This is a genomic window from Pseudomonas sp. MWU16-30316 (assembly GCF_020515645.1).
GTDB classification, from domain to species: domain Bacteria; phylum Pseudomonadota; class Gammaproteobacteria; order Pseudomonadales; family Pseudomonadaceae; genus Aquipseudomonas; species Aquipseudomonas cerasi.
This window is the reverse complement of record NZ_JAIZAZ010000007.1, coordinates 255747-280127: the sequence shown is the minus strand read 5'-3', so window position 1 is coordinate 280127 and position 24381 is coordinate 255747. Positions and strand designations below refer to the sequence as shown.

General features: G+C 61.2%; 24 protein-coding genes and 1 riboswitch. Of the genes, 12 read left to right on the top strand and 12 right to left on the bottom strand.

What is annotated here, in order from left to right; genetic code table 11:
* The 7 genes from LCH65_RS21485 to madM all read left to right on the top strand — a co-directional run bounded on the left by LCH65_RS21485 (position 1) and on the right by madM (position 4757).
* A complete protein-coding gene (locus LCH65_RS21485; RefSeq protein WP_003414308.1) occupies positions 1-300 on the top strand; it encodes a malonate decarboxylase subunit delta in 300 nt (99 codons plus the stop codon).
* Complete coding sequence (locus tag LCH65_RS21480) at positions 293-1144, top strand: biotin-independent malonate decarboxylase subunit beta (protein ID WP_054081272.1); 852 nt, start codon at positions 293-295, stop codon at positions 1142-1144. Before LCH65_RS21485 ends, LCH65_RS21480 begins: the two co-directional genes overlap by 8 nt.
* Entirely contained in the window at positions 1141-1941 is an 801-nt protein-coding gene (gene mdcE / locus LCH65_RS21475) for a biotin-independent malonate decarboxylase subunit gamma (protein WP_044308705.1), read from the top strand. The genes LCH65_RS21480 and mdcE overlap by 4 nt, the downstream gene beginning before the upstream one ends.
* Positions 1935-2573, top strand: a complete 639-nt coding sequence (locus tag LCH65_RS21470) for a malonate decarboxylase holo-ACP synthase (protein ID WP_003432096.1) — start codon at positions 1935-1937, stop codon at positions 2571-2573. The genes mdcE and LCH65_RS21470 overlap by 7 nt, the downstream gene beginning before the upstream one ends.
* Positions 2570-3505 carry a malonate decarboxylase subunit epsilon gene (gene mdcH / locus LCH65_RS21465; RefSeq protein WP_003432095.1) on the top strand — a complete coding sequence of 312 codons (936 nt, stop codon included), beginning with the start codon at positions 2570-2572 and terminating at the stop codon, positions 3503-3505. The genes LCH65_RS21470 and mdcH overlap by 4 nt, the downstream gene beginning before the upstream one ends.
* A gap of 69 nt (positions 3506-3574) precedes the next feature.
* The gene (gene madL / locus LCH65_RS21460) at positions 3575-3991 is read left to right on the top strand and encodes a malonate transporter subunit MadL (protein WP_003366092.1); all 417 of its coding nucleotides are present in this window, start codon (positions 3575-3577) and stop codon (positions 3989-3991) included.
* A 1-nt stretch (position 3992) separates the two neighbouring features.
* Positions 3993-4757 carry a malonate transporter subunit MadM gene (gene madM, locus LCH65_RS21455; RefSeq protein WP_003366094.1) on the top strand — a complete coding sequence of 255 codons (765 nt, stop codon included), beginning with the start codon at positions 3993-3995 and terminating at the stop codon, positions 4755-4757.
* Positions 4758-4823: 66 nt separating this feature from the next.
* On the opposite strand, the gene LCH65_RS21450 is transcribed toward madM, so the two are convergent.
* Complete coding sequence (locus LCH65_RS21450; protein ID WP_003432093.1) at positions 4824-5750, bottom strand: LysR substrate-binding domain-containing protein; 927 nt, start codon at positions 5748-5750, stop codon at positions 4824-4826.
* 154 nt (positions 5751-5904) lie between these two features.
* On the opposite strand from LCH65_RS21450, the gene LCH65_RS21445 reads away from it, so the two are divergent.
* Positions 5905-6519, top strand: a complete 615-nt coding sequence (locus tag LCH65_RS21445; protein WP_003432091.1) for a hemolysin III family protein — start codon at positions 5905-5907, stop codon at positions 6517-6519.
* 106 nt (positions 6520-6625) lie between these two features.
* On the opposite strand, the gene LCH65_RS21440 is transcribed toward LCH65_RS21445, so the two are convergent.
* Complete coding sequence (locus tag LCH65_RS21440) at positions 6626-7345, bottom strand: 16S rRNA (uracil(1498)-N(3))-methyltransferase (protein WP_003366101.1); 720 nt, start codon at positions 7343-7345, stop codon at positions 6626-6628.
* 134 nt (positions 7346-7479) lie between these two features.
* A complete protein-coding gene (locus tag LCH65_RS21435; protein WP_044308700.1) occupies positions 7480-8886 on the bottom strand; it encodes an adenosylmethionine--8-amino-7-oxononanoate transaminase in 1407 nt (468 codons plus the stop codon).
* Between the two features lie 209 nt (positions 8887-9095).
* Here LCH65_RS21435 and LCH65_RS21430 point away from each other — a divergent pair, with 209 nt between their 5' ends.
* From LCH65_RS21430 to LCH65_RS21420, 3 genes are all read left to right on the top strand, one after another.
* Positions 9096-11030: a flavin monoamine oxidase family protein gene (locus tag LCH65_RS21430; protein ID WP_226439781.1), complete on the top strand. Its 1935-nt coding sequence runs from the start codon at positions 9096-9098 to the stop codon at positions 11028-11030.
* 347 nt (positions 11031-11377) lie between these two features.
* Positions 11378-11926 (top strand): cytochrome b, encoded by a 549-nt coding sequence (locus LCH65_RS21425; RefSeq protein WP_002551706.1) that lies wholly within the window; start codon positions 11378-11380, stop codon positions 11924-11926.
* A 27-nt stretch (positions 11927-11953) separates the two neighbouring features.
* Positions 11954-12532, top strand: coding sequence for a YceI family protein (locus LCH65_RS21420; protein WP_002551707.1), 579 nt, complete (start codon positions 11954-11956; stop codon positions 12530-12532).
* A gap of 277 nt (positions 12533-12809) precedes the next feature.
* On the opposite strand, the gene LCH65_RS21415 is transcribed toward LCH65_RS21420, so the two are convergent.
* From LCH65_RS21415 to ahcY, 3 genes are all read right to left on the bottom strand, one after another.
* The gene (locus tag LCH65_RS21415) at positions 12810-14699 is read right to left on the bottom strand and encodes a DEAD/DEAH box helicase (RefSeq protein ID WP_226439780.1); all 1890 of its coding nucleotides are present in this window, start codon (positions 14697-14699) and stop codon (positions 12810-12812) included.
* 311 nt (positions 14700-15010) lie between these two features.
* Positions 15011-15856: a methylenetetrahydrofolate reductase [NAD(P)H] gene (gene metF / locus LCH65_RS21410; RefSeq protein ID WP_003346344.1), complete on the bottom strand. Its 846-nt coding sequence runs from the start codon at positions 15854-15856 to the stop codon at positions 15011-15013.
* Positions 15857-16006: 150 nt separating this feature from the next.
* Positions 16007-17416, bottom strand: coding sequence for an adenosylhomocysteinase (ahcY, locus tag LCH65_RS21405; protein ID WP_003366112.1), 1410 nt, complete (start codon positions 17414-17416; stop codon positions 16007-16009).
* Between the two features lie 23 nt (positions 17417-17439).
* Positions 17440-17550, bottom strand: a riboswitch (S-adenosyl-L-homocysteine riboswitch).
* 220 nt (positions 17551-17770) lie between these two features.
* Between ahcY and LCH65_RS21400 the strand changes: the two genes are divergently transcribed.
* Positions 17771-18166 (top strand): hotdog domain-containing protein, encoded by a 396-nt coding sequence (locus tag LCH65_RS21400; RefSeq protein WP_003316713.1) that lies wholly within the window; start codon positions 17771-17773, stop codon positions 18164-18166.
* A gap of 159 nt (positions 18167-18325) precedes the next feature.
* Here the strand turns inward: LCH65_RS21400 and otnI are convergent, their stop codons facing one another.
* From otnI to LCH65_RS21370, 6 genes are all read right to left on the bottom strand, one after another.
* Entirely contained in the window at positions 18326-19111 is a 786-nt protein-coding gene (gene otnI / locus LCH65_RS21395; RefSeq protein WP_054081277.1) for a 2-oxo-tetronate isomerase, read from the bottom strand.
* Between the two features lie 22 nt (positions 19112-19133).
* Positions 19134-20591, bottom strand: a complete 1458-nt coding sequence (locus tag LCH65_RS21390; protein ID WP_003432081.1) for a GntP family transporter — start codon at positions 20589-20591, stop codon at positions 19134-19136.
* Positions 20592-20726: 135 nt separating this feature from the next.
* The gene (locus LCH65_RS21385; protein ID WP_003392253.1) at positions 20727-21365 is read right to left on the bottom strand and encodes an aldolase; all 639 of its coding nucleotides are present in this window, start codon (positions 21363-21365) and stop codon (positions 20727-20729) included.
* Entirely contained in the window at positions 21365-22654 is a 1290-nt protein-coding gene (otnK, locus tag LCH65_RS21380; protein WP_226439779.1) for a 3-oxo-tetronate kinase, read from the bottom strand. Before otnK ends, LCH65_RS21385 begins: the two co-directional genes overlap by 1 nt.
* Before the next feature lie 10 nt (positions 22655-22664).
* A complete protein-coding gene (ltnD, locus tag LCH65_RS21375) occupies positions 22665-23570 on the bottom strand; it encodes an L-threonate dehydrogenase (RefSeq protein ID WP_003316718.1) in 906 nt (301 codons plus the stop codon).
* A 225-nt stretch (positions 23571-23795) separates the two neighbouring features.
* Complete coding sequence (locus tag LCH65_RS21370; RefSeq protein WP_002551717.1) at positions 23796-24251, bottom strand: YkgJ family cysteine cluster protein; 456 nt, start codon at positions 24249-24251, stop codon at positions 23796-23798.
* Positions 24252-24381 lie beyond the last annotated feature (130 nt).

The window sequence follows — 24381 nt, the reverse complement described above, 5'->3', positions numbered from 1 at the left end:
ATGGAAACCCTGTCTTTTGAATTTCCTGCCGGACAGCCGCCCAAGGGCCGTGCGCTGGTGGGGGTGGTGGGCTCCGGTGATCTGGAGGTGCTGCTGGAACCCGGTAAACCGGGCACCTTGTCGATTCAGGTGGTGACGTCGGTCAACGGTGCCTCGCTGCGCTGGCAACACCTGTTCGAGCGCATGTTCGAGGGGCAGACCCCGCCTGCGCTGAGCATCGATATTCATGACTTCGGCGCGACGCCCGGCGTCGTGCGTTTGCGCCTGGAGCAAGGCTTCGAGGAGATCGGTCATGACTGATAGCGCACGTTTGCTGAATCAGCACAGTTTCATCGAATTGGGTGCCCGACAGCGCGCCCGCGCCTTGCTGGATGCAGGCAGCTTCCGCGAACTGCTGGGGCCGTTCGATCGGGTCATGTCGCCGTGGCTGGCCATGCAGGGCGTGGTGCCTCAGGCGGATGACGGCGTGGTGGTCGCCAAAGGCACTGTCGATGGTCGGCCAGTGGTCATCGCCGCCATCGAAGGCTCGTTTCAGGGCGGCAGCATGGGCGAAGTCGGCGGCGCGAAAATGGCCGGCGCGCTGGAACTGGCTGCCGAAGACAACCGAAACGGCATTCCCACCGCTGCTATCTTGCTGCTGGAAACCGGTGGTGTGCGTTTGCAGGAAGCCAATCTGGGCCTGGCCGCGATTGCCGAGATTCATGCCGCGATAGTCGATCTGCGTCAGTACCAGCCGGTGATCGGTGTGGTGGCAGGCAGCGTCGGCTGCTTTGGCGGGATGTCCATCGCCGCAGGGCTGTGCAGTTACCTGCTGGTGACCCAGGAAGCACGTCTGGGCCTGAACGGTCCGCAGGTGATCGAGCAGGAAGCCGGCATCGAAGAATACGACTCCCGTGACCGTCCGTTCATCTGGAGCCTGACCGGTGGCGAGCAACGCTTTGCCAGCGCTCTGGTGGATGGTTTTGCTGCCGATGATGTCGCCGATGTCCGCCAGCAGGTCAGCGGCTGGCTCAAACAGGGCGTGCCCGACACGCATCGCAGCAGTCAGTACCCACTGTTCCTGCAGCGACTGGCCAGCCTGGACACTGAGCCGCAAATTGATCCGCAAAGCGTTCGTACCCTCTATCAAGGAGCCCGGTCATGAGTCATTCACAGCGGGGTTTGAACTGGTTCAACGCCTTGAGCGCAGGCGCCCGTGAGGTCACTGGCCTGCCTGCCTCACTCAAGGTCGCCGACGGTTTTCTCGGCGAGCAGGCGGTGCGTTTTGTTGCAGTGATTGCCGATACCGACAACCGCTTTCCCCGGGCGCGTCAGGGTGAAGTCGGCCTGCTGGAAGGCTGGGGCCTGGCCAAGGCGGTGGACGAGGCCATCGAGCAGGATCGCGACCGCGCCGAAAAACGTGCATTGATTGCCATCGTCGACGTGCCGAGCCAGGCCTACGGGCGTCGCGAGGAGGCGCTCGGTATCCATCAGGCATTGGCCGGAGCTGTGGACAGTTACGCGCGAGCGCGTCTGGCGGGACATCCGGTGATCGGTCTATTGGTGGGCAAAGCGATGTCCGGCGCATTCCTGGCCCACGGCTATCAGGCCAATCGATTGATCGCGCTGCGTGATCCCGGCGTGATGGTGCATGCTATGGGCAAAGCCTCGGCAGCCCGCGTAACCCTGCGCAGCGTCGAGGACCTGGAAAAGCTCGCCGCCAGCATCCCGCCGATGGCTTACGACATCGACAGTTACGCCAGTCTCGGTCTGCTGTGGGAAACCCTGGCGGTCAGCCAGATCGAACAGCCCGCTGCAGATGACCTGATTCAGGTGCGCAACGTGCTGAGCAGTGCGATCAAGGACGTGCAGGCCCGCGGCGTCGATCTGAGCAGCCGGCTGGGTGCGAGCAACCGTGCGGCGTCGGCCAATGTGCGTCAGTTGCTGCGGGCGCAATGGTGATCAGCAACACTGGCGCAGTGCTGCCCCATGATTTGTTGTGGGGCATGCCGCTGTCTGCGTTGCCGGACGACGCGCCCAAATGGGCGGTCGAGGCCGTGCTGGCCGGGCAACCGGTGGTGGTCCGGCGTCAGGCAATGCCCGCCGGGCAGGTGGCGGTGGGCTTGCGCGGTCGCGGTCGGGAGCAACGCTATGCCGCAAGCATGCCGTTGGCCGACGTCTGCCGAAGGGTCATGCCCGAGCAGTTGATCGAAGCCCCGACCGAGAGCCTTCAGCAATGGCCGGCGTTGCAGGCGTTGCGCCAGATCCGTCCGGTCATGGAGGCGCTGGAGCTGGACTGGGGCGTCGGCGGCAGTGCCGGATTCGAGCTGGCCAGCGGTATTGCGGCGTTGCATCAGGACAGCGATCTGGACCTGATTCTGCGCACCCCGGGGCGCCTAAGTCGCCGCTGCGCCGCCGAGCTGGTCGAGGCGCTGGAAACCTCGGTCTGTCGGGTCGACGTTCAGCTGCAACTTGAACACGGTGCCGTGGCGCTGCGTGAGTGGGCGCGGCCAACGGGGCGGGTGCTGCTCAAGACCGCCAGCGGCGCGCGGTTGGTTGCAGACCCATGGCACCTGGGGCAGGTGTGCGCATGAGCAGCCTGTGGGTATTTCCCGGCCAGGGCGCCCAGCAAGCCGGCATGCTGCATCAGTTGCCGGACGAGGCCGTGGTGCGCGATTGCCTGCAGGAAGCCGCCGATGCGCTGGGCGAAGACGTGCTGGCGCTGGACACTGCCGAGGCACTGCAAGCCACCCGTGCCGTTCAGCTTTGCCTGCTGATCGCTGGCGTCGCATGCGCGCGCGTGCTGCAGGCGCGTGAGTGTGTGCCGGACTACCTGGCAGGGCTGTCCATCGGCGCTTATCCGGCAGCAGTGATTTCGGGAGCGCTGGCTTTTGACGACGCCGTGCGCCTGGTCGCGCTGCGTGGCGAGCTGATGCAAAGCGCCTGGCCGCAGGGTTACGGCATGACCGCGCTCATCGGTCTGGACCAGACGCAGGTAGAAGCGCTGATCGCGCAGGTACACAGCGCGAAGGCACCGGTATTTCTCGCCAATATCAACGCCGACAACCAGATGGTGATCTCCGGCAGTACCGAGGCGATGCATCAGGTCGGTCAACTGGCCAAGGCTGCCGGAGCGGCAGCGGTCAAGCGTCTTGCGGTCAGCGTGCCGTCACATTGCGCCTTGCTGGACGCTCCCGCGCAACAACTGGCCGAGGCCTTTTCAAGGGTCGCGCTAAAGGCACCCACCATACGTTACCTGAGCGGCAGCACGGCGCGACCTGTGCGCAATGCCGAGAAGCTGCGTGACGACCTGGCGTTCAACATGTGTCGGGTCATCGACTGGCGCAGCACCGTGGAAACCGCCTGGGAGCGGGGTGTGCGCCTGCACATCGAATTGCCGCCCGGCAGCGTGCTGACCGGGCTGGCGCGCAAAGTATTCCAGCAGGGCACCGCGCTGGCTTTTCAGGCTGCGCGCCTGGACAGCCTGGTTGCGCTGTCGCGCGAGGAGGGTCGCCGCACCCCATAGAGCCGCCGTGCAGCTGCTACGAAGGACAAAAACAACAACTTCAGCAATGCAAACAGAGGAATAACAACAATGATTATCTATGGTGTTGCACTACTGGCCATTTGCACGCTTGCGGGCGTGATTCTCGGCGATATGCTCGGCGTTCTGCTGGGCGTGAAATCCAATGTGGGCGGGGTCGGGATCGCCATGATCCTGTTGATCTGCGCGCGCCTGTGGATGGAAAAACACGGCGGCATGAGCAAGGACTGCGAAATGGGCGTGGGTTTCTGGGGCGCTCTGTACATCCCGGTGGTGGTGGCGATGGCCGCACAACAAAACGTTGTAACCGCACTCAAGGGCGGGCCGGTGGCGGTGTTGGCCGCTGTGGGTTCGGTGGTGCTGTGTGCCTGCACCATCGCAGTGATCAGTCGTACCAATCGCGGCGAGCCGTTACCCAAGGAAGAGCCGCTGCTGACGCCTGAAATCGCCCCGGCTGGAGGTCGCTGATATGTGGGATCTCATCGAGAAGGGACTTGAACACAACGGCCTGATCACCGCATTCGCCTTCGTCGGCATCATCATGTGGGTGTCTGTGGTGCTGTCCAAACGCCTGACGTTCGGCCGGGTGCATGGTTCGGCCATTGCGATCGTCATCGGGCTGATTCTGGCCTGGGTCGGCGGCACCTTGACCGGCGGCCAGAAAGGGCTGGCGGATATCACGCTGTTTTCCGGTATCGGCCTGATGGGCGGGGCGATGCTGCGTGACTTCGCTATCGTGGCGACGGCTTTTGAAGTGCAGGCCACCGAAGCGCGCAAGGCCGGGCTGATCGGCGCCATCGCCTTGCTGCTGGGCACGATTCTGCCGTTTATCGTCGGCGCGAGCATTGCCTGGTTGTTCGGTTATCGAGACGCGATCAGCATGACCACTATCGGTGCCGGGGCGGTGACCTACATTGTCGGCCCGGTGACCGGTGCTGCGCTGGGTGCCACCTCCGATGTGATGGCGCTGTCGATTGCCACCGGCCTGATCAAGGCGATTCTGGTGATGGTCGGCACGCCCATGGCGGCGCGCTGGATGGGGCTGGACAATCCGCGCTCGGCGATGGTTTTCGGTGGTCTGGCGGGTACTGTCAGCGGCGTTACCGCAGGGCTGGCGGCAACCGACCGGCGTCTGGTGCCTTATGGTGCGCTGACCGCTACGTTCCACACCGGTCTGGGCTGCCTGCTCGGGCCATCGGTGCTGTACTTCATCGTGCGCGCCATCGTCGGCTAGGCTGTGTACTAAAAGTGGCTGCGCTCGGTGATGCTTCGTTCGCCGACTTTTCTTACAGAGCCTAGGTCAGGTCATCTGTTCCAGCAGCCGGTTGGTGTACATCCGGCACTCGGCCAACAGCGCGAGCAGGTTGGGATCGCGCTGTTTGGACTTGAGAAAAACAATGCCGATGTGTTGCTGCATCCGGTAGCGGCTCTGCAACGGGATCAGGCGCACGCGGTTTTCATAGACCGCGGCGATTCTTCCCGGCAGCAGTGCATAGCCGACGCCGGAGCTGACCATGCTCAGCAGGGTGAAGATGTCATTGACCTGCATCGCCACCTTGGGCTCGAAACCGGCCTGCCGGAACACGCGGATCCCGTCGCGGTGCGTGGCAAAGCCTTGGGTCAGGGTGATGAACGTCGCTTCGCGCAGATCGCCCAGGTCCACTTCAGGGTGTTCGGCGAACGGTGAGTCGGTGGGGACGGCGAGAAAGATGTCGTCGGAAAACAGCGCCAGATGCTCGCAGTCCGGGTCGTTGGTGCTCTCATCCAGTGACACCAGCATCGCATCGACTTCCATGTTCTTGAGCTTGTACAGCAGGTCCATGTTCGAGCCCAGAATCAGGTCGATATTCAGCTCGCTGCGGCGGATCTTCAGGCCCATGATCAACTGCGGCACGGTCTTGACGGTCAGCGAATACAACGCCCCCAGGCGAAACCGCGCCGCTGAGAAGCCTGCCGCCTGACGGGTCAGTTCCACCGTGGCGAGCACGTCCTGGACCAGCTTCTGCGCACGCTCTTCAAGTATATAAGCGCTTTCCAGCGGCGTCAGGTTGCGGCCCTCATGCTTGAACAGCGGGCAACGCAACGCACTTTCCAGCGAATGAATGGCGCGGTGCACGCTGACGTTACTGGTCTGCAGCTCCTCCGCTGCACGTGCCAGATTGCCGGTGCGCATGAAGGCCAGGAATATTTCCAGTTTCTTGAGCGTCAGTTCGTCATCGATCTGCATGTCGTGGCGCTTATGGTTGAGGTGCGCTGATTGTGCACAACTCATGCGTCGATAGCTGCTTAAAATATCCGTCACTGACATGGGTGTTGCGGTTTGTTTCAATAACCCGGAGTCTCTGTTTCCAGTGTTTTCGCCACAAGAGGGTATCGAGCGGATGTACTACGGAGAAAAATTCAATGCCTGGTCGCACTTGGTCGGCGCTGTGCTGGCAGCCGTCGGTGCGATCTGGCTATTGGTCATGGCCAGCCTGCATGGCGATGTCTGGAAAGTGGTCAGCATGGCCATCTATGGTGCGTGTCTGGTGACGCTGTACAGCGTCTCGACGGTCTACCACAGCGTCAAGGGACGCTCGAAATCGATCATGCAGAAGGTCGACCACTTTTCGATCTACCTGATGATTGCCGGCAGCTACACCCCGTTCTGTCTGGTGACATTGCGCGGCGCATGGGGCTGGACCCTGTTCGGAATTGTCTGGGGGCTGGCGCTGATCGGCATCCTGCAAGAGATAAAACCGCGCTCCGAAGCGCGAATCATGTCCATCGTGATCTACGCCGTGATGGGCTGGATCGTGCTGGTGGCCGTCAAGCCACTGCTGGCTGCACTCGGTGTGTCGGGGTTCATCTGGCTGGCCGGAGGCGGCGTGCTGTACACCGTCGGCATCCTGTTCTTCGCCTACGACCAGATCCGCCACTTTCACGGTATCTGGCACCTGTTCGTCATCGGCGGCAGTTTGATGCACTTCGTGGCGATTTGTTTTTATGTGCTGTGAAAGTGGCCAGGTTCAGGCCTCAATGGCTGGGTAAATGCAAATCCTTGTGGGAGCGAGCCGGTGTCTGATTCTGAGCGTGCAGCGCGTTTGAGGACGCATCAAATGATCAAAAATCGCCCCACAGCTGTTGCGCCACGCTGAGCGCGACCACAGGAGCGGTTTCCGTGCGCAGCACGCGCGGGCCGAGGCGTGCGGCGTGGAAGCCGGCGTCTTGCGCCTGATCGACTTCCGCATCGTTCAGACCGCCTTCCGGACCAATCAGAAAGGCCAGGCTGGCAGGCTTGTCATGACTGGTCAGAGGTTCAGCCACCGGGTGCAGGACCAGTTTCAGGTCGGCCTCGGTGTGCTTGATCCACTCGGCCAGCGGCATCGGCGCATGAATCACCGGCACCACGGAGCGGCCACATTGCTCGCAGGCGCTGATTGCGATCTGCTGCCAATGCGCCTGACGCTTCTCGGCACGTTCGTCCTTCAGGCGCACCTCGCAGCGTTCGCTGACAATCGGCGTAATTTCGCTGACGCCCAGTTCGGTGGCCTTTTGAATGGCCCAGTCCATCCGCTCGCCGCGCGACAGGCCCTGACCGAGATGAATGCGCAGGCCTGACTCTTGCTGCCCGGCAAAGCTTTCGGTGAGCTGCACATGCACGCGCTTCTTGCCGACTTCCAGCAAGGTGCCGCGAAACTCCTGGCCCGAACCGTCGAACAGTTGCAGCGCGTCACCTTCGGTCATGCGCAGCACGCGGCTGATGTAATGCGCCTGGGCCTCAGGCAGTTCATGCTCGCCCAGACTCAGCGGCGTTTCAGTAAAAAAGCGGGACAGTCTCATGGTGTGTCTCGGTTCTGGTGTTCGTTTTGTGATGACGCATTCGCGAGCAAATGAAGGTCGCCCGGACAGGCCCCCGCCAGTGGGAGCGAGCTTGCTCGCGAAGGCGCCAGTCCGGCTGCATTTAATTCCAGCCTTTAACCCGGATCCCTGAAGTCCGGATGAAAGTTCTCGCGCACGGCAACGCTGACGCTGCTACGTGTTGCGATATCAATGCCTTCGCTGGCCACTTCGGCGAGGAAGTCGATTTGCTCCGGCGTAATCACATAGGGCGGCAGGAAATACACCACGCTGCCCAGTGGCCGCAGCAGTGCGCCACGCTCCAGCGCATGCTGGAAGACTTTCATGCCGCGGCGTTCCTGCCACGGGTAGGCGGTTTTGCTCGCCTTGTCCTGAACCATTTCGATGGCGATGGCCATGCCGGTCTGACGCACTTCCGCGACATGCGGATGATCGGCCAGGTGCGCGGTGGCCGTCGCCATGCGTTGCGCCAGGGCCTTATTGTTTTCGATGACGTTGTCCTGCTCGAAGATATCCAGGGTCGCCAGCGCCGCCGCACAGGCCAGCGGGTTGCCGGTGTAGCTGTGCGAGTGCAGGAACGCACGCAGGGTCGGGTAGTCGTCGTAGAACGCGTCGTACACATCATCGGTGGTCAGGCAGGCCGCCAGCGGCAGGTAGCCACCGGTCAGTGCCTTGGACAGGCACAGGAAATCCGGACGGATGCCGGCCTGTTCGCAGGCGAACATGGTCCCGGTACGGCCGAAACCGACAGCGATTTCATCGTGGATCAGGTGCACGCCATAGCGGTCGCAGGCGTCGCGCAGCAGCTTGAGGTAGATCGGGTGATACATGCGCATGCCGCCCGCGCCCTGGATCAGCGGTTCGACGATCACCGCCGCAACGCTGGCGTGGTGTTCGGCAAGGGTCTGCTCCATGGCGACGAACATGTTGCGCGAATGCTCTTCCCAGCTCATGCCGTCCGGGCGGTGGTAGCAATCGGGGCTCGGCACTTTGATGGTATCGAGCAGCAACGCCTTGTAGGTTTCGGTGAACAGCGGTACGTCACCGACCGACATCGCCGCCATGGTCTCGCCGTGGTAGCTGTTGGTTAGGGTGACGAAGCGTTTCTTGTCCGGCTGGCCGCGATTGAGCCAGTAATGAAAGCTCATTTTCAGCGCGACTTCGATGCAAGACGAGCCGTTATCGGCGTAGAAGCAGCGGGTCAGGCCCTCGGGCGTGAGTTTGACCAGCCGTTCGGACAGTTCGATCACTGGCTGATGGCTGAAGCCGGCGAGGATCACATGCTCCAGCTGGTCGACCTGATCCTTGATGCGCTGATTGATGCGCGGGTTGGCGTGTCCGAAAACGTTGACCCACCAAGAGCTGACAGCGTCCAGATAACGCTTGCCCTCGAAGTCTTCAAGCCATACGCCTTCACCACGCTTGATCGGTATCAACGGCAGATTTTCGTGGTCTTTCATCTGGGTGCAGGGGTGCCACAGGACCTTCAGGTCACGCTGCATCCACTGGTCATTGAGGCCCATTTTCAATCTCCGGGTAGCGACTCGCCTGATGCGAGGACGAACAATCGCGCAAGCCTATGCAATGCCCGGCTGCGGAACAACCTTTGATGCAGTTTTAACGGGCGATGGACATTGCTGGCGGCTATTTGATGGCTCGCGTATCCTGCGCAGCGAGTCGATGTGTCGGGCTGACTTGCCCTATCTTCCCTATGTTTTCTGGAGTTCGCCGAATGCTTTCTGGTTGGCTGCGCGCCTGTGCGCTGATAGTGGCAGGGTTGGTCAGCGTTTCGACGCTCGCCGATGAAAAACAACGAACCGCCATTGTCGTCGGTGGTGGTCTGGCAGGTTTGACTGCCGCCTATGAACTGCAGGCCAAAGGCTGGCAGGTGACGGTGCTGGAAGCCAAGCCGAGTCTGGGTGGACGCTCCGGTCTGGCGACCAGCGAGTGGATCGGCAACACCAAGGCTCAGCCTGTGCTGAACCGTTACCTGGACAGCTTCAAGCTGACGACCGTGCCCGCGCCTGAATTCGTGCGCACGCCCAGCTACCTGATCGACGGCGTGTACTTCACCCAGGCTGACCTGGCCGTCAAACAGCCGGCGACCGCCGAAGCCATCAAGCGCTACAACGACACGCTGGACAACCTCGCGCGTTCGGTTGACGACCCGGAAAACCCGGCGTCCAACAGCACGCTGTTTGCGCTGGACCAGATCAACGTCGCCAACTGGCTGGACCGTCTTAACCTGCCTGCTACGGCGCGTCAGTTGATCAATCAGCAGATCCGTACCCGCTACGACGAGCCTTCGCGCCTGTCGTTGCTGTACCTCGCCCAGCAATCGCGGGTTTATCGCTCGGTTGACGAGCGTGACTTGCGTGCTGCGCGCCTGCCCGGAGGCAGTGCGGTGCTGACCCAGGCGTTCGTCAAGCAACTCAAGACCGTCAAGACCAACTCGCCGGTGACGGCAGTCGTCCAGGAGAAGGACAAGGTCACCGTCAAGGCTGGCGCGACCAACTATACGGCGGATTACGTGGTCATGGCCGTGCCGTTGCGTTCGCTGGGCAAGATCCAGATGACACCTGCACTGGACGCTCAGCACATGGGCGCGATCAAGAGCACCAACTACGGCTGGCGCGACCAGATCATGCTCAAGTTCAAGACCCCGGTCTGGGACAGCAAGGCGCGCATGTCCGGTGAAGTGTTCAGTAACACCGGTCTGGGAATGTTGTGGGTAGAGCCGGCGCTTAAAGGTGGCGCCAACGTGGTGATCAACCTGTCGGGCGACAACGCGCGCATCATGCAGGCTTTCGGTGACAAGCAGATGGTCGATCAGGTGCTGATCCGTCTGCATGCGTTCTATCCTGAAGCACGCGGTGCGTACACCGGCTATGAAATCCGCCGCTACAGCGTCGATCCGTCCACTGGCGGTTCTTACCTGGCGTTCGGCCCCGGTCAGATCAGCAAATACTGGCGTCTGTGGGAACGGCCGATTCTGCGTGTAGCCTTTGCTGGCGAGCACACCGACACCTTGTACCCCGGCACTCTGGAAGGCGCCCTGCGCAGTGGTCAGCGTGCAGCCGGTCAGGTGCAGGATCTGGCCGCTGGCAAGTCGTTCGAACCGGTCAAGGTTGCACCGCCGAAAGCACCGGCCCCGGCTTCGCAGAAGTCCGAAGGCAATTTCTTCAGCAATCTGTTCGGTGGTTCCTCCGACAAGCCGGCCGAGCCCGCCAAGCCGCAGGCTGACAAGCCAGGCTTCTTCTCGCGCCTGTTCGGTGGTGGTGAAGCACCGGCCCCGGCCCCTGCTCCGGCAGAGAAGGCTGTAGAGCCTGCTCCAGCGCCTGCACCGGCTGCCGCTCCGGCACCCGTGGTTGCGCCGGTTGTCCAGCCTGCCACGCCACCGGTAAAAGCCGAGCCAGCGAAGAAGCCGGCGACCAAGGCCGAGCCTGCGAAGAAAGTGCAGAGCAAGGAAGCGGCCAGGAAAGAAGCGGCTAAAAAAGAGGCTGCGAAGAAGGAAGCGGCCAAAAAAGAGGCTGCGAAGAAGGAAGCGGCCAAAAAAGAGGCTGCGAAGAAGGAAGCGGCCAAAAAAGAGGCCGCGAAAAAGGCTCAGAGCAAACCGGCTCCCGCCAAGACCCCTGCTGAAGCAGCGCCTGCAGACGCCAATAACTGACCGTCCGATGGCTGACTGAAAGGGATGCGGTTCATACCGCATCCCTTTTTTTATGCGTGCTCGATTCGTTCTATCCCTGTGCTCAGGCCTGATGGTGCCGTTCATCGGCATCGAAAGGCCGATGGTCATTGCAAAGTGTTACTGACGGCAAATTATCGGGATGCTGCTGCAGCGCGGACAGCCTGACACGGCTGAACAGTGGTTCAGGTGTTGAGGGAAGCAACAGAATCGAGGTACGAACTGCCCACCAGACTTATCGTATTGTTCGATACGTCCGAGCGAAATTTTGCGCTTTCATTCGATAGATAAAAAGCTAGTCTGGTAACACTTCTGACAAGGTACTGGTAATGCAGCTACGTAATTCATCCTCTCGCTACGGTCTGGTCAGCATGGTGCTGCACTGGGGTGTGGCTGCTGTCGTGTTTGGAATGTTTGCGCTGGGGCTGTGGATGGTCGGGCTGGATTACTACGATACGTGGCGCAAGGCGGGCCCTGATCTGCACAAGAGCATCGGCATCACGCTGTTTGCGATCATGCTGATCCGCGTGGTCTGGCGTCTGCTCAGTCCGCCACCGCCGCCGTTGACCAGCTACAGTAAGTTGACGCGCATCGGTGCTGCATTCGGCCATCTGTTTTTGTACGTCGCACTGTTTGCCGTGATGTTCGCCGGGTATCTCATTTCCACCGCCGACGGCGTGGGAATTCCGGTATTCGGCCTGTTCGATGTGCCCGCGCTGGTGTCGGGCCTTCCTGATCAGGCAGAAACGGCGGGCTGGATTCACCTGTATCTGGCCTGGGTCATCGTGATATTCGCGGGGCTCCATGGTCTTGCTGCATTGAAACACCACTTCATCGATCGCGATGTGACCCTCAAGCGCATGCTGGGTCGTAATTGATTGTTCAACCAAAACGGGAATAAAAGCATGTTGAAGAAGTCTCTCGCCGCTCTGGCTCTGGGTACCGCACTGTTGTCTGCTGGCCAGGCCATGGCCGCCGACTACGTTATCGACAAGGAAGGTCAACACGCATTCGTTGACTTCAAGATCAGCCACCTGGGCTACAGCTTCATTCACGGTACCTTCAAGGACTGGGACGGCACGTTCAGCTTCGACGCTGCCAAGCCTGAAGCCAGCAAAATCAATGTCGAGCTGAAAACCGCCAGCCTGTTCACCAACCACGCCGAGCGCGACAAGCACATCTCCAGCAAGGATTTCCTGGACGTTGCCAAATACCCGGAAGCCAAATTCGTTTCCACCGCAGTCAAATCGACTGGCGAGAAAACGGCTGACGTCACTGGCGACCTGACCCTGCACGGCGTGACCAAGCCAATCGTCATCAAGGCAACCTTCAACGGCGAAGGCAAGGATCCGTGGGGCGGCTACCGTGCCGGCTTCAACGGTACTTCGACGCTGAACCTGAACGACTTCGGCATCAAGGGCCCAGGTCCGACGTCGCAGACGCTGGATCTGGACATCAGCTTCGAAGGCGTACAGAAGAAGTAATTACACGCTTGATCGACAGAACGCCGACCCTTGGGTCGGCGTTTTTGTGGGTGCGATGAAACTTCCTGAGATGACTATCGTGCCAATGCTCCGCGTTGGCATGCATTTCGTGACGCTCTGCGTCACAGATCGGCGCTGCGCCACCCGCTTAAGATCGGACGCGGAGCGTCCAGGGCTGCGCTACCACGCGGAGCGTGGGAGCGATGATCAACATCCTCCGGGCCCACAAACAAAAACGCCCCGAACAGGTCGGGGCGTTTTTAGTGTTGCGTGGCTGTCAGCTGTCGCGGTTGCGGGTCAGCAGGGCCGGTTTTTCACCGCGTGGGCGGCTCGGCAACTGGTCCAGTTGCTCGGCAGACGGGAAACGGTCGATCTTGGATTCCTTGTGCACGATCTTCGGCTGAGGCTGGCCGTCGCGTGGTGCGCGTGCGGCTGGCTCCTGACCTTCACGTGGCAAAGGCTGGTCTTCACGTGCCGGGCGACGGCCACGTGGCTGACCATCACGCGAGCGTGGTGCCGATGAACCCGAGCCGTTGCGCTTTGGTGCGCCGCTGCCGGAGCCGTTACGAGCGCTACCGGCAGGACGACCCTGGTTGGCCGGGCGAGCTGCGCCGCCAGCGGCCGGTGCGGCTGCACCAGGCGCGGCAGCAGGGCGACGACCACGGTTCTGAACTTTGCCCTGATAAGGACTGACGTAGTCAGCGCGATTGCCGAAGTTGTCTACTTCGTCGTCGCGAAACTCGTCTGGCGCACGATCGGCTGCCGGACGCGGTATGGCGGGTTGCGATGCACGCTGTTCGCTGCGAGGCGTGCCCTCACGAGGTTTTTTTTCGCGTGGCTGCCTTGCAGGGCGTTCGCCAGTAGCGGATGCAGCGGCAGGTTTTTCCTTGCCTTTATCCTTGCCCTTGTCGCGACGACCACCGTTGTTCTTGTCACCATCGCCACGTGCAGGGCGTGCGCCACGCGAGTTGCGAACATCCGGACGCTCACGCACTTCCGGCTTCTCAGCCTCGACTGCTGTGATGTCGAAGCCCATCAGGTCGCCGTCGGCGATCTTCTGCTTGGTCATCCGCTCAATGCTTTTGAGCAGCTTCTCTTCGTCCGGCGCAACCAGCGAAATGGCTTCACCCGAACGACCGGCCCGGCCGGTACGACCGATACGGTGAACGTAGTCTTCATCGACGTTTGGCAGCTCGAAGTTGACGACATGCGGCAGCTGGTCGATATCCAGGCCGCGTGCGGCGATATCGGTCGCAACCATGATGCGTACATCACCCGCCTTGAAGTCGGCCAGAGCCTTGGTACGGGCGTTCTGGCTCTTGTTGCCGTGGATCGCGACAGCCGCGAGGCCGTGCTTGTCCAGGTACTCGGCCAGACGGTTGGCACCGTGCTTGGTGCGGGTGAAGACCAGCACCTGTTCCCAGGCGCCGACAGTGATCAAATGCGCGAGCAGCGAACGCTTGTGGTTGGCTGCCAGGCGGAAAACCCGTTGCTCGATACGCTCGACCGTGGTGTTCGGCGGCGTGACTTCGATGCGCTCTGGGTTGTGCAGCAGCTTGCCGGCCAACGACGTGATGTCATTGGAGAAAGTAGCCGAGAACAGCAGGTTCTGGCGCTTGGCCGGCAGCCGCGCGAGGACCTTCTTGACGTCATGCACGAAGCCCATGTCGAGCATCCGGTCTGCTTCATCGAGCACCAGGATTTCGACGTGGGACAGGTCGACACTGCCTTGACCGGCCAGGTCAAGCAGGCGGCCAGGGCAGGCCACCAGGACGTCCACACCACGGGACATGGCCTGAACCTGAGGGTTCATGCCGACGCCGCCGAAGATGCAGGCGCTGACGAATTTCAGGTCGCGGGCATAGAGCTTGAAGCTCTCGTGCACCTGTGCGGCCAGTTCGCGGGTCGGGGTCAGGACCAGAACGCGTGGTTGACGCGGGCCGTGACGCTGGGATTTGTCCGGAACACCATTGGGAAACAGCCGCTCCAGAATAGGGAGGGCGAAACCACCGGTTTTACCAGTACCGGTCTGTGCCGCAACCATCAGGTCGCGACCTTGCAACACGGCGGGAATGGCCCGCTGTTGCACGGGGGTAGGCTGGGTATAGCCCGCTGCCTCGATGGCGCGGACTAAAGCCTCGGAGAGACCGAGGGAAGCAAAGGACATGAGTAATCCTGTTCTGTTGGAGCTTAAGCTCAAGGGATGTCTTGCCTGGCGCGAATGGCGTGTAAAGACAACGCGATCCCGTCCGGTCCTGCCGGGTCTTCAGTGCATTCCGTGACGTCTGCGCTTGATGAAAATTGCGCTGTTGGCGTGAACGGATGACGATTGCAAGACCGGGCGTCCGGGCGTAAGCCTGGCGGGAAGGCTGGAGTATAACAGAGCGAGCGCAATACGCCGCTTTCCTGCTGCCCAACGGTGTATGAGGCCGCGATCCCCCGGAAATTACCGGTCGGACCGCGGTGCCGCAGCCGTATTCAGCGTGGCAGTTGCAGGTTGTTCCACACCGCCAGGCTCGGTTCTGCCTGGTTCAGCGTGTAGAAATGCAGGCCGGGGGCGCCGCCTTGCAGCAGTCGTTCGCACATCTGCGTGATGACTTCTTCGCCAAACGCCTGGATGCTTTGCACGTCATCGCCGTAGGCTTCCAGCTGTTTGCGGATCCAGCGCGGGATTTCCGCACCGCAGGCATCCGAGAAACGCGCCAGCTTGCTGTAGTTGGTGATCGGCATGATGCCCGGCACGATCGGAATGCTGACGCCCATCTTCTCGACCCGCTCGACGAAGTTGAAATAGCTGTCGGCGTTGAAGAAGTACTGCGTGATCGCACTGTCGGCGCCGGCGTTGGCCTTGTTGACGAAGTGCTTGAGGTCGTCTTCGAAATTGCGCGCCTGCGGATGCATTTCCGGGTAGGCGGCGACTTCGATGTGGAAATGGCTGCCGCTTTCCTGGCGAATGAAGCTCACCAGGTCATTGGCGTGACGCAGCTCACCGCTGGCCATGCCCATGCCGGAAGGCAGGTCGCCGCGCAGTGCCACGATGCGTTTGATGCCCGCATCCTTGTACTGCGCCAACAGGTTGCGCAGGTCGTCCTTGCTGTCGCCCACGCAGGACAAATGCGGTGCAGCAGGGACTTTGATCTCGTTTTCCAGCTGCAGCACGGTATTGAGCGTGCGGTCGCGGGTCGAGCCACCGGCACCATAAGTGCAGGAGAAAAAATCGGGGTTGTACGTAGCGAGCTGACGAGCAACGGTCAGCAGCTTTTCATGTCCAGCGTCGGTCTTGGTAGGAAAGAACTCGAAGCTGAAGCGGCGTTCTTGAGACATGGAGCCGATCTCGTCGTAGGAGCGAACTTGTTCGCGAAAAGGCCGGAACGGCCTTCAGATACTGAGCATCACCGGGGCAGCGAGTGCTGCCGGTGATGGCTGATCACGCTCGATCCGCTTCTGCGTAAGAGGCGGACCGAGCCTGCTCAATCAGTAGCGATACGCGTGCGGCTTGAACGGACCTTCGACGGTCACGCCGATGTAATCGGCCTGGGTCTTGGTCAGCTTGGTCACAACGCCGCCGAAGCCGCGGACCATTTCCAGGGCCACTTCTTCGTCGAGTTTCTTCGGCAGCACTTCAACGGTCAGACGCTCGGCTTTCTTGGCCGGTGCCAGGTCGGCGTACTTCTGCTCGAAGAGGAAGATCTGCGCCAGAACCTGGTTGGCGAACGAGCCATCCATGATGCGGCTTGGGTGGCCAGTGGCGTTACCCAGGTTTACCAGACGGCCTTCGGCCAGCAGGATCAGGTAGTCGTCGTTCTGTGCGTCGAACGAGCCTGGGCCGGTACGATGGATCTTGTGAACCTGTGGCTTCACTTCTTCCCATGCCCAGTTCTTGCGCATGAAAGCGGTGTCGATTTCGTTGTCGAAGTGACCGATGTTGCACACCACAGCGCGCTTTTTCAGCGCCTTGAGCATGTTGGAGTCGCAAACGTTGACGTTACCGGTGGTGGTCACGATCAGGTCGATCTTGCCCAACAGTGCCTTGTCGATGCTCGCTTCGGTGCCGTCGTTCTCACCGTCGATGAACGGCGAAACCAGCTCGAAACCGTCCATGCAGGCCTGCATGGCGCAGATCGGGTCGACTTCGGTCACTTTGACGATCATGCCTTCCTGACGCAGGGACTGGGCCGAGCCCTTGCCCACGTCACCGTAGCCGATCACCAGCGCCTGCTTGCCGGACAGCAAGTGGTCGGTGCCGCGCTTGATGGCGTCGTTCAGGCTGTGACGGCAGCCGTACTTGTTGTCGTTCTTGCTCTTGGTCACCGAGTCATTGACGTTGATGGCCGGGATTTTCAGCTCACCCTTGGCCAGCATGTCCAGCAGGCGGTGAACGCCAGTGGTGGTTTCTTCGGTGACGCCGTGGATCTTGTCCAGCATCGCCGGGTATTTCTTGTGGATGATCTCGGTCAGGTCGCCGCCATCGTCGAGGATCATGTTGGCGTCCCATGGCTGGCCATCCTTGAGGATGGTCTGCTCGATGCACCACTCGTATTCTTCTTCGGTTTCGCCTTTCCAGGCGAACACAGGAATGCCGGCAGCAGCGATGGCCGCAGCAGCCTGGTCCTGAGTGGAGAAAATGTTGCACGACGACCAGCGAACTTCGGCACCCAGGGCAACCAGGGTTTCGATCAGTACGGCGGTCTGAATGGTCATGTGGATGCAGCCGAGAATCTTCGCGCCTTTCAGCGGCTGATCACCAGCGTATTTGCGACGCAGACCCATCAGGGCAGGCATTTCGGATTCGGCGATGATGGTTTCGCGGCGACCCCAGGCGGCCAGGGAAATATCGGCAACCTTGTAGTCATTGAATTCTGCGGGCGTCATTACAGCACTCATTGAGAGTCTCCATTCCATAAAAATGCGAATGGGCGCCGTTGTGCGTTTAAGGTTTGCCGGTCGAGGATCGTCCTGGCAAACAACGCCCCATCCGAGCCTGACAGGGAAAACCTGCTGCAGCGCCCCTCGGACAGGTGGCGGGAACGGTATCAAGCGTAGATGACCGTTTTGAAACGTTTGGCAGTATAGCGGTGCTCGCGATTCTACCCAAGGCTTTCTGTCGGTTTAAAGGCCATCCAATTGCCATCTGTCTGTAATAGGGTCGATGCACAGTCGCTATCACGCAGGCATGGGCGCGGGTCGCCGGCTCTGCCATCATGCAGCTATCCATCGGCCAAACGCTCAGGAGTGAACATGAATTTCCACACCCGCAAGTGGGTAAAGCCCGAAGACCTCAACCCCAACGGCACGTTGTTCGGCGGCAGCCTGCTGCGCTGGATCGATGAAGAGGCGGCGATCTACGCGATCGTTCAACTGGGTAATCAGCGGGTGGTCACCAAGTACATCTCTGAAATCAACTTCGTCAGTGCCTCGCGTCAGGGCGACATCATCGAACTGGGCATCACCGCCACGGATTTCGGTCGTACCTCGATCACCCTCAAATGCCAGGTGCGCAACAAGATCACCCGCAAGAGCATTCTGACCGTCGACAAGATTGTCTTCGTCAACCTCGACGAAGACGGTCAGCCTGCGCCGCATGGGCGGACTGAAATCCGCTACATCAAGGACCAGTTCGACGTAGAGGACTGATACCTCTTCAAGATCGGACGCGGAGCGTCCAGAACGGCATGCGACGCGGAGCGTCGCACGATAGTGTTTTCCCGGGCACGACAGTTACAGAATGATCGTTCCTCACGCTCCGCGTGGGAATGCCGTTCACGACGCTCCGCGTCGTCCATCCTGCTGGTTTCAGCCCCTGGCTTGTAACTCGCGCAACCACGCCAGACCCACGCTGGTATCGCCTTTCGGACGGTATTCGCAGCCGATCCAGCCGCTGTAGCCCAGTTCGTCGATGACGTTGAACAGGTGCTCGTAGTTCAGTTCACCCAGGTCCGGCTCATGGCGATCCGGTACCCCGGCGATCTGAATATGACCAATGCCTGCAAAGTCGCGACGCAGCTTGCTGGTCAGGTCACCTTCGACGATCTGGCAGTGGTAGCAGTCGAACTGCACTTTCAGGTTGTCGGCACCCACCAGCTTGCAGATGTCCTGTGCCTGATCCTGACGGTTGAGGAAGAAGCCCGGCATGTCGCGGGTGTTGATCGGCTCGATCAGAATCGTGACCCCTGCGCCCTTGGCTTGCTCAGCTGCGAACGCGAGGTTTTCCAGATAGACCGCCTGATGACGCTCACGCAAGCTTTCATCGGCCAGCAAGCCAGCCATGACATGCACTCGGTCATTGCCCAGCACCTGCGCATATTCCAACGCCTGCTCGATACCGCTGCGAAATTCCGCTTCACGGCCCGGCAGCGTTGCAATGCCTCGCTCGCCTGCCTCCCAGTCGCCCGGCGGAGCGTTGAACAGCGCCTGGACCAGACCGTTGTCGCTCAGGCGCTGCTTGAGTTCCTGAGTGCCGTAGGCGTAAGGGAACAGGTACTCGACCGCGCCGAAACCATCGGCAGCGGCTGCGGCGAAGCGCTCAAGAAAGTCATGCTGCGGGTACAGCATGCTGAGGTTGGCGGCAAAACGAGGCATGTTAACTCCAGTCTTCAAAGGGTCAGACGAATGGCCAAAGCAGCAGGGTGATCACGAAGCCCAGTGTGCCGAGCAGCGTGACCAGTACGGTCCAGGTGCGCAAGCCGTCGGCGACGTTGAGGCCCGCCAGCTTGGTGAACATCCAGTAACCGGCATCGTTGATGTGCGACATGGCCAGACCGCCACCGCCCATGGCCAGACACAGCAGGGCCAGGTGGTTGGCGCTCAGGTCCAGTGTGGCGATCAGCGGGCTGAGAATGCCTGCAGTAGTGACCAGTGCAACGGTGGTCGAGCCCTGGACGGCGCGCAGCAGGAGGGTCAGCAGGAAGCCCAGCGCGAGTACCGGCAGACCGGTGTTGCGCAGCGCCTCGGAGACCACGGCACCAATGCCGGTGTCGACCAGCACCTTGCCGAATACGCCACCGGCGCCGGCAATCAGGATCACCATCGCCACACCCGGCAAGGCCGAGCCGATCACATCGGACACCTGAGTACGGCTCCAGCCGCGACGTGAGCCCAGCAGCCAGGCGCACAGCAGGGTATCGATCAGCAGCGCAACCAAGGGGGCACCCAGTACGGTCAGCACTGCGCGCAGCGTGGACGTGGCTGGCAGCATGGTGGTGGCCAGTGTGCCCATCAGAATCAGCACGATCGGCAGCAGGATCAGCGCGATGATCAGTCCGAAACCCGGTGCGGGCGCAGGCGGCAGCTTGCTTGCCAAGCTGCTGGCGCTTTCTTCGACGCCCATTGTTCGGGTTTCGGTCGCTTCGCGCGCAGCGGAATAATCGTTACGGGCCCAGGCTTCCAGGTCTTCGTTGGTGACGTGCGGGCCATAGACTTCGGCGCGGATGTCATCGGTCATCGGGTAGGTCTTGCGGGTCATGCGGCCCGCGACGAAGTAGCCAATCATGCACAGCACGGCAACGATCGGAATACCCAGCATCAGCACCCGGCCCAGGTCCGCGCCCAACTGGCTGGCGGCGGCAACAGCGCCAGGGTGCGGCGGCAGAAACGCATGCACGGCGAGCAGTGCGGCGCACATCGGCAGCGCGAAAATCAGCAGCGGCTTGCGTGCCGCACGCGCCACACCGTAAGCCAGCGGCATGAGGATGATCACGCCGACCTCGAAGAACACCGGAATACCGACCATGAAACCCGCAACGGTCAGCGCCAGAGGCGTGCGCTTGTTGCCGAAGCGGTTGATCAGGGTCTTGGCCAGTGCTTCGGCCCCGCCGGACAGCTCGATGATACGCCCGATCATCGCGCCCAGCGCGATGATGATCGCGATATGGCCGAGCGTCTTGCCCATGCCACCTTCGATGGTGGCAACCAGATCGGCCGGTTTAACACCGGCGACCAGCGCCACGATAATGCTGACCAGCATCAGGGCGACGAAGGGCTGGAATTTGTACTTGAGCACCAGAAACAACAGCAGTGCGATGCCCGCACCGGCCACGACCATCAACATGAGCGGCGTCATGCCCGTGCACTCCGGTCAATGGTGGTAAAGACTGACAACGAAACAGCGGGGTAGGGGTGAGTCATGCTCTCGATTCCTGTTGTTATTGTTTTTCGACCGGGAGGCGCAATGCGCTCCCCGATCACCGTGTGCTCGTTACCACCTGGCGCCGAACACCTGACGCAGCTCTTCAAGCGCCGCCGGGTCCAGCGGTGCAGGTTTGGGGTTGCTCATCAGCCACAGACGGGCAGTCTCTTCCAGCTCCTCCAGGGCATAGCAGGCCTTGGCCACCGAGCTTTCCCAGACCACTGGACCGAGGCGCTCCAGCATCACGCCGCGCACGCTGTTGGCCAATTCCGCCACGCGCTCGGCGACTTTCGGTGAGCCGGGACGTTCGTAAGGGATCAAGGGGATATGCCCGACCTTCATGACCTGATACGGCGTCAGCGGCGGCAGAATGTCGTCCTCCTGCCACACTCCGGCCAGGGTCAGGGCGACCAGATGCGTCGAGTGCGTATGCACCACGCCGCCGACCTGCGGGTTGCGGTCGTAGACTTCGCGGTGCAGGGCCAGGGTCTTGGACGGCTTGCTGCCGGACACCCATTCACCGGCCAGATTGACCTTGGCGATATCGGCCGGGTCCATGCGGCCCAGGCAGGCGTCGGTCGGGGTAATCAGCCAGCCGTCGTCGAGTCGTGCGCTGATGTTGCCGGCGCTGCCCACCGTATAGCCACGGCCATACAGCAAACGGCCGACGTCGCAGATTTCCTGACGCAGTGCGTTTTCGTCGATCATCAGGCCGCCCCCGCCAGTTGCTTGAGCGCCTTGGCGAAGAAGTCGCGCGCACCGAAATTGCCGGATTTGAGGGCCAGAGCCAGCGGTTGTGCGCCGCTGCTCACCGTGGCCGGAACGCCCGGATCAATCTGTGCGCCGATCTGCAGCAACTGCACGCCCAGTGCCTGAACCACGGCACCGGAAGTTTCGCCACCGGCAACCACGAAACGCCGTACGCCTGCGTCCAGCAGCCCTTTGGCGATTTCGCCGAGTGCGGCTTCGACCATGGCTCCGGAGCGTTCGACGCCCAGTTCTTTCTGCACGGCTTTGACTTCATCCGGTGTGCTGGTGGCGTAGATCAATACGGTCTGCCCGGCATCTCTGGCGAAGGCCAGCGCCTGCTCGACCACTGGCTTGCCAGCGGCCAGGTCCAGCGGATTGATGCGCAGCGCAGGGCGATCGGCTTCCAGCCAGGCCGCAACCTGACCGTTGGTGGCGACTGATGCGCTACCCGCCAGTACCACTTCGCCGCCACTGATGGCGACCTGTTTGGCGGCATCGATATCGCGCAGCTTGCCTGCCTTGCGGAAGTTACCCGGCAGGCCCAGCGCCAGACCCGAGCCACCGGTCAGCAGCGGCAAGTCGGCGCAGGCTTCGCCCAGGGTATACAAATATGCATCCGACAGGGCATCGGCGATCGCCATGCTCACACCTTCGGCGCGCAGCTCGGCAATTCTGTTGCGCACGCCTTCGACGCCCTGGGCAATGCTGTCATAGCGCAACAGGCCGACCTTGTGGCGGGTCTGCGCTTGCAGCACACGCACCAGATTGGCGTCGGTCATGGGCGTCAGCGGGTGGTTCTGCATGCCCGATTCACTGAGTAACTGGTCCTGTACGAACAGATGACCACGGAAAATCGTGCGGCCGTTTTCCGGGAAGGCGGGGCAGGCGAGGGTGAAATCGCTGCCCAGTTGCTCCAGCAGTGCTTCGCTGACCTGGCCGATGTTACCCGCGGCGGTGGAATCGAACGTCGAGCAGTATTTGAAGAAGATCTGCTCGCAGCCGCGCTCGCGCAGCCACTCCAGAGCCGCCAGGGATTCAGCCACCGCGTCGGCGCTGGGCGTGGTACGCGATTTCAGCGCGATGACAATCGCGTCGGCGTCGAGACCGGCAGCCATCTCGGCGCTGGGGATGCCAATGCTCTGCACGGTGCGCATGCCGCCCCGCACCAGCATGTTGGCCAGGTCGGTGGCGCCGGTGAAGTCATCGGCAATGCAGCCCAGCAGCGGGCGAGCGTTATTCAGGCTCATCAGTCGCTCCTCAGGCTTTTTCTGGCTTGGCTTTCGGCAACTCGATGCCCGGGAAAATCTTGATCACGGCCGAGTCATCCTCGCGACCGAAGCCGGCGCTGGATGCCTGCATGAACATCTGGTGCGCGGTGGCCGAGAGCGGCAGCGGGAATTTGCTGCTGCGTGCGGTATCCAGCACCAGACCCAGGTCCTTGACGAAGATGTCCACGGCCGACAGCGGCGTGTAATCGGCATTGAGGATGTGCGGCACGCGGTTTTCGAACATCCACGAGTTACCGGCACTGTTGGTGATCACTTCATACAGTGCGTCAGCATCGACACCTTCGCGCAGGCCGAGGGCCATGGCTTCGGCACTGGCGGCGATGTGTACACCCGCGAGCAACTGATTGATGATTTTGACTTTCGAACCCAGACCGTGGACGTCGCCCAGGCGATAGACCTTGCCGGCCATGCCGTTGAGGATGGCTTCTGCCTTGGCGTAGGACTCGGCAGGGCCGGAGGTCATCATGGTCATCTGACCTGCGGCAGCCTTGGCGGCACCGCCGGAGATAGGCGCATCGAGGTACAGCAGGTTTTGTGCGGCCAGACGCTCGCCCAGTTCGACGGCGAAGGTGGGCGCGACGGTGGCGCAACCGATGACCAGGCAGCCTGGACGCAGGGCGGCAATAGCGCCGTTTTCGCCAAACAGCACGGTTTCGGTCTGCTCGGCGTTGACTACGACTGTGATGATCACATCGCAGGCAGCGGCCATGCTGGCCGGAGAATCACAGGCAACCCCGCCTTCCTGGGCGAATGCTTCGGTCACGCTGGTGCGCACATCACAGGCATGCACAGTGAAGCCGCTACGCAGCAACGAGCGGGCAATGCCCAGACCCATCGCACCCAGGCCGATAACGCCAACGTTTTTGCCAGTCATGCAGTAATCCTCGAAGTCAGTGCCGATGCCTGTGAAGCCGACATTCGGACGTTATTGTTCTGATCTGTGAATCTGATAGTGAATCAATGAGTAAATAATGTGAAGTATTTTTATTTTTCACAAAAATTAACATCGATAGGCTTTTTCCATCGCGCACAAAAAAGCCCCTGTGCGGGGCTTGATTGATAGCGATGATGTCCGGCGTACTGCGCCGCCTTTCACGAATCAGAATTTTGGCACTGGCGCGCTCGTGGCGTTTCTCAGTGAGCCGCTTTCCTGACGCACGACTTCTTTGGGCTTGTACGCGCAATAACCGGGGCGCGGCCCGACTTTCGGGTGGTTGCGGCAGGTGTCCGGGCGCTTGTCATAGATGGTGCACAGGCGGCTTTTGCGGTCCAGGTACAGGCAGTCGTTGTTGCTCATGCGCTGCAAGGTGAAGATCTCGGACTTCTGGTTGTAGCGCTCGACGATGCCTTCTTTCTGCAGACGCTTGGCGATGTTCTTGGCCGGGTCGCCGCGTTCGAACTCATCGACGATGCCGATGCGGATCAGGTCCTTGATCTTCACTTCTACCGGCAACGTGCAGCAACTGGAGACGCAGCCCCCGCACATGTGGCTGGAGTATTTGGCCCAGGTGTCGATGCGATCGAGTTCTGCGGCGGCGATCAAGGTGGGTTTCATTTCAGGTCAGGCTTCCGGGTGTATCGGGGCGCGCGATCATACCGGTCTGCGGTGATTTGCAGAAATCAAAAATTGCCGAGGCGACTGTCGGTCAGGTGTGGAGAGGCGGTTGGTTGCAGCGTCCACGCCT

Coding starts and splice junctions, on each gene's coding strand:
- LCH65_RS21485 (WP_003414308.1), top strand. CDS start 1: ATGGAAACCCTGTCTTTTGAATTTCCTGCCGGACAGCCGCCCAAGGGC.
- LCH65_RS21480 (WP_054081272.1), top strand. CDS start 293: ATGACTGATAGCGCACGTTTGCTGAATCAGCACAGTTTCATCGAATTG.
- mdcE (WP_044308705.1), top strand. CDS start 1,141: ATGAGTCATTCACAGCGGGGTTTGAACTGGTTCAACGCCTTGAGCGCA.
- LCH65_RS21470 (WP_003432096.1), top strand. CDS start 1,935: ATGGTGATCAGCAACACTGGCGCAGTGCTGCCCCATGATTTGTTGTGG.
- mdcH (WP_003432095.1), top strand. CDS start 2,570: ATGAGCAGCCTGTGGGTATTTCCCGGCCAGGGCGCCCAGCAAGCCGGC.
- madL (WP_003366092.1), top strand. CDS start 3,575: ATGATTATCTATGGTGTTGCACTACTGGCCATTTGCACGCTTGCGGGC.
- madM (WP_003366094.1), top strand. CDS start 3,993: ATGTGGGATCTCATCGAGAAGGGACTTGAACACAACGGCCTGATCACC.
- LCH65_RS21450 (WP_003432093.1), bottom strand. CDS start 5,750: ATGCAGATCGATGACGAACTGACGCTCAAGAAACTGGAAATATTCCTG.
- LCH65_RS21445 (WP_003432091.1), top strand. CDS start 5,905: ATGTACTACGGAGAAAAATTCAATGCCTGGTCGCACTTGGTCGGCGCT.
- LCH65_RS21440 (WP_003366101.1), bottom strand. CDS start 7,345: ATGAGACTGTCCCGCTTTTTTACTGAAACGCCGCTGAGTCTGGGCGAG.
- LCH65_RS21435 (WP_044308700.1), bottom strand. CDS start 8,886: ATGGGCCTCAATGACCAGTGGATGCAGCGTGACCTGAAGGTCCTGTGG.
- LCH65_RS21430 (WP_226439781.1), top strand. CDS start 9,096: ATGCTTTCTGGTTGGCTGCGCGCCTGTGCGCTGATAGTGGCAGGGTTG.
- LCH65_RS21425 (WP_002551706.1), top strand. CDS start 11,378: ATGCAGCTACGTAATTCATCCTCTCGCTACGGTCTGGTCAGCATGGTG.
- LCH65_RS21420 (WP_002551707.1), top strand. CDS start 11,954: ATGTTGAAGAAGTCTCTCGCCGCTCTGGCTCTGGGTACCGCACTGTTG.
- LCH65_RS21415 (WP_226439780.1), bottom strand. CDS start 14,699: ATGTCCTTTGCTTCCCTCGGTCTCTCCGAGGCTTTAGTCCGCGCCATC.
- metF (WP_003346344.1), bottom strand. CDS start 15,856: ATGTCTCAAGAACGCCGCTTCAGCTTCGAGTTCTTTCCTACCAAGACC.
- ahcY (WP_003366112.1), bottom strand. CDS start 17,416: ATGAGTGCTGTAATGACGCCCGCAGAATTCAATGACTACAAGGTTGCC.
- LCH65_RS21400 (WP_003316713.1), top strand. CDS start 17,771: ATGAATTTCCACACCCGCAAGTGGGTAAAGCCCGAAGACCTCAACCCC.
- otnI (WP_054081277.1), bottom strand. CDS start 19,111: ATGCCTCGTTTTGCCGCCAACCTCAGCATGCTGTACCCGCAGCATGAC.
- LCH65_RS21390 (WP_003432081.1), bottom strand. CDS start 20,591: ATGACGCCGCTCATGTTGATGGTCGTGGCCGGTGCGGGCATCGCACTG.
- LCH65_RS21385 (WP_003392253.1), bottom strand. CDS start 21,365: ATGATCGACGAAAACGCACTGCGTCAGGAAATCTGCGACGTCGGCCGT.
- otnK (WP_226439779.1), bottom strand. CDS start 22,654: ATGAGCCTGAATAACGCTCGCCCGCTGCTGGGCTGCATTGCCGATGAC.
- ltnD (WP_003316718.1), bottom strand. CDS start 23,570: ATGACTGGCAAAAACGTTGGCGTTATCGGCCTGGGTGCGATGGGTCTG.
- LCH65_RS21370 (WP_002551717.1), bottom strand. CDS start 24,251: ATGAAACCCACCTTGATCGCCGCCGCAGAACTCGATCGCATCGACACC.